General features: G+C 61.2%; 4 protein-coding genes. 2 read left to right on the top strand and 2 right to left on the bottom strand.

Annotated features, from left to right (window positions below; genetic code table 11):
- The first annotated feature begins 101 nt into the window (after positions 1–101).
- Both ACMO6A_RS11110 and ACMO6A_RS11105 read left to right on the top strand, forming a co-directional pair.
- Positions 102–1,343, top strand: coding sequence for an SPFH domain-containing protein (locus tag ACMO6A_RS11110; protein WP_418471272.1), 1,242 nt, complete (start codon positions 102–104; stop codon positions 1,341–1,343).
- A gap of 80 nt (positions 1,344–1,423) precedes the next feature.
- A complete protein-coding gene (locus ACMO6A_RS11105) occupies positions 1,424–2,266 on the top strand; it encodes a hypothetical protein (RefSeq protein WP_418471271.1) in 843 nt (280 codons plus the stop codon).
- Positions 2,267–2,454: 188 nt separating this feature from the next.
- On the opposite strand, the gene ACMO6A_RS11100 is transcribed toward ACMO6A_RS11105, so the two are convergent.
- Positions 2,455–3,078 (bottom strand): response regulator transcription factor, encoded by a 624-nt coding sequence (locus ACMO6A_RS11100; RefSeq protein WP_215694470.1) that lies wholly within the window; start codon positions 3,076–3,078, stop codon positions 2,455–2,457.
- The coding region (locus tag ACMO6A_RS11095; protein WP_418471270.1) for a sensor histidine kinase at positions 3,075–3,472 on the bottom strand (398 nt) is incomplete at its 5' end. The genes ACMO6A_RS11095 and ACMO6A_RS11100, both read right to left, overlap by 4 nt.

Raw genomic sequence — 3,472 nt, 5'->3', positions numbered from 1 at the left:
CCTTCAGCCACACCGAGACCACCGTTGTCATGAAAGACGACAAGGACGACTAAGCAATCCAACCAATACCACCCGGCCTTTGACGAGAAAGGAAGATCACCATGGGACTCTTGAAAGCTGGATTGGGAGCTGCCGGCGGCGTCATGGCCGACCAGTGGAAGGAATTTATCTACTGCGAATCGATGCCTGCTGACGTCTTGGCCTGCAAGGGCAGCAAACGCACCGGTGGCCGCAGCTCCAACACGCGCGGCGAGGACAACGTCATCTCCAACGGCTCGGTCATCGCCGTCAACGACGGCCAGGGCATGCTCGTGGTGCAAAACGGCAAGATCATCGAAGTCGCGCTGGAGCCTGGTGAGTTCGTCTTCGATACCGGCAGCGAGCCGAGCGTCTTTAGCGGCAACCTGGGCGATTCCATCAAGGAGACCTTCGCCAATATCGGCAGCCGCTTTACCTTTGGCGGCGACGCGGGCAAGGACCAGCGTGTCTACTTCATCAACACCAAGGAGATCATCGGCAACAAGTACGGCACCGCCTCGCCCGTGCCCTTCCGCGTGGTCGATAACAACATTGGCCTGGACGTTGACATCTCCGTGCGCTGCAACGGCGAGTACTCGTACCGCATCACCAACCCGCTGCTGTTCTACACCAACGTGTGCGGCAACGTGACCGATAGCTACACGCGCGACAAGATCGACAGCCAGCTTAAGTCCGAGCTGCTCACCGCCCTGCAGCCCGCCTTTGCCAAGATCTCGGAAATGGGCATCCGCTACAGCGCCATCCCCGGCCACACCACCGAGCTCGCCCGCGCGCTCAACGAGGTCCTCTCTGCCGATTGGCGTGACCTGCGCGGCGTCGAGATCGTGAGCTTTGGCGTCAACTCCATCGCAGCCTCGCAAGAAGACGAGCAGATGATCAAGGACCTGCAGAAGGCCGCAGTCATGCGCGATCCCACCATGGCGGCAGCCAACATTGCCAGCGCCCAGAGCGACGCAATGCGCGCGGCAGCCGCCAACCCCAACGGCGCGATGACAGGCTTTATGGGCATGGGCATGGCAGGTGGCATGGGCGGCATGAACGCCAGCCAGCTGTTCGCCGCCGGCCAGGCACAGCAGCAGGCCGCCCCGCAGCCGGCTCCGGCACCCGCTCCCGCACCGGCTCCTGCCGCTGCCCCCGCGGCCGGCACATGGACCTGCAGCTGCGGCGCCACCAACACCGGCAAGTTCTGCTCCGAGTGTGGCAGTCCCGCACCCGCCCCGGCACCGGCCAAGTGGTTCTGCCCCAACTGCGGCAGCGAAAACGGCGGCAAGTTCTGCAGCAACTGCGGAACGCCCAGGCCCTAGCCCCTCTATCTGGTAATTGGCGGGGGATCCGCCACCCCCGCATTTGCTTCTATGGGTTTCGTTCGATAAAGGAGGACACCATGAAGACAACGTTCAAAAAGTCCGTACTCGCATTTCTGACATGCGTCCTTGCGCTCGCCTTTGCCCTGACGGGCTGCAGCGGCGGCGGCAAAGACCCCAAGGCCAACTTCGTCGGCAGCTGGGAACTCTCGGGTGGAACCCTGGAGGGCGAAGAACTGACCGATGAGTACATGAAGATGCTCGAGGATTGGGGTGTGCACTGCGTCCTGATTCTCGATGAGGACGGTACAGGTGCCCTCGACCTGTTCCTTGAAGTCGTCGACCTTAAATGGGAGGCAAAGGACGCCACCACCGTAACCATCACCGCCGAAGACGAGTCGCATGACATGAAGCTCAAGGACGGCAAGCTCATCCTCGAAGAGGATGACGGCAATCTTGTCTTTACCAAGTCCGACAAGGACCTGTCCGGCACGGTGAAGAAGGATCGCGAGGCGGCCGAGAAGGAAGAAGAGATCGACGAGGCCGTCGAAGACGACGACGTCCAGAAGATTGAAATCTCCCCCGCCGTCACCGTCGCCGATGACGATCTGTGCACCATCACCGTCACCGAGAAGTTCAAGGACGAGTGGGGCGACATCGGCTTTGTCGTCAACATCACCAACAAGAGCGACAAGGACCTGACCTTCTACGCTCCTTCCGGCAAGACCAACGTCAACGGCACCATGAAGGAACCCTGGTTCTCGGCTCACCTGATGCCCGGCACCAACGCCACTGAGGAATTCACGTTCTCGAACGGCGAGCTTGACAGCCTTGACGACCTAGCCAACACGACCATCGGCATCGACGCCTACCTGACCGATTCCTACGAGGACGTCGCCTCCTACAGCGCAACCATCGCGTAGCGGTAGACCACGACAGCCGCGGATTGGCGGACACATCCGCGCACACCAGACGGGGCCGCAGGAGATGATCCTGCGGCCCCGCCGCTTTATGCCGACAGCACTGCCCATACAAGCAGGCCGCCCGCCGTTTTTAGATGCAAAACGGCGGGCGACCTATCTTCGGCGTTGGAGCACGGGCGGCACACCGACTACGGGCGCTCCATGTTGGGGACGATGCTGCCTTCGGTCACCGCATGCACGGCAAGACGCATGATGTTGTCGTAGCCGGTCTTGCTCAGGATCTCCGAAATGCGGCGCTTGATGGTGCCCTCACTCATAAACAGCTCGGCCGCGATCTCGCGACGACTTTTGCCCTCGCAGGCAAGGCGCAAAATCGATAGCTCGACATCGTCGAGGGCTGCTGTACCCGAAAAAATGCTCTCGGGCGGCTTGGGAAACGTGCAGTAGCCAGCCAACGTGGAGCGCATCACGGCGAACAGCTCGTCGATACCGACGTTCTTGTACACAAAGCTATCGACGCCCGCCTCGCGGGCCTGATCGACAAAGGTGATCTCGGGCATGCCCGTCATGATAATGATGCGACACTCGGGCAGCTGCTCCTTGATGCGTGCCGCCGCCACGATGCCGTTTGAATCGTGTTCGGTGCACACGTCCATCAGTATCATGTCCGGGCGCTCCTTGAGCACAACGTCCAAGGCATCCGAGGCATCGGCGATCGCGGCAACGACGGTCATATCGGGCTGGTCGCCAACGGAGCGCGCCAGGCTCTCGCGCAGGATGGCCTGATCTTCGACAATTAACACGCGGATCATGAGTTTCTCCTTTGGGACGTGTCGTTGGCGTTAAGCGGAATGGATACCGTAAGCGTAAAGGGCGGAGTGGCGTGGACCTCTAGGCTGCCACCCAGATCTTGCGCGACATGCCTCATGCCTGGGATACCCGTTCCCTCGCGATACGATACGGGGGCCGGGGACCCGTCGTTAGAAATCGTCATGTGCGCGACGACGTCAGCATCCGTCCCCTCCTGCCACAAGCGCACATGGACCCGATGCGCCTGCGCATGCTTGGTGGCATTGGTCGAGGCCTCGCGGATAATCTGCAAAAAGGCTGCCGCGACACGCACGTCGCTTGGCAGCTCGCCCTCCACATCGATCTGCACGCTCACCAGGCCAAAGGCATGGACGATATCGCCCAGTTGCTCTGCCG

Source organism: Eggerthella sp. (genome assembly GCF_048329335.1).
GTDB lineage: Bacteria > Actinomycetota > Coriobacteriia > Coriobacteriales > Eggerthellaceae > Eggerthella > Eggerthella lenta.
Note: the sequence above shows the minus strand (reverse complement) of the source record. Positions and strands in the feature narration are given on the sequence as shown.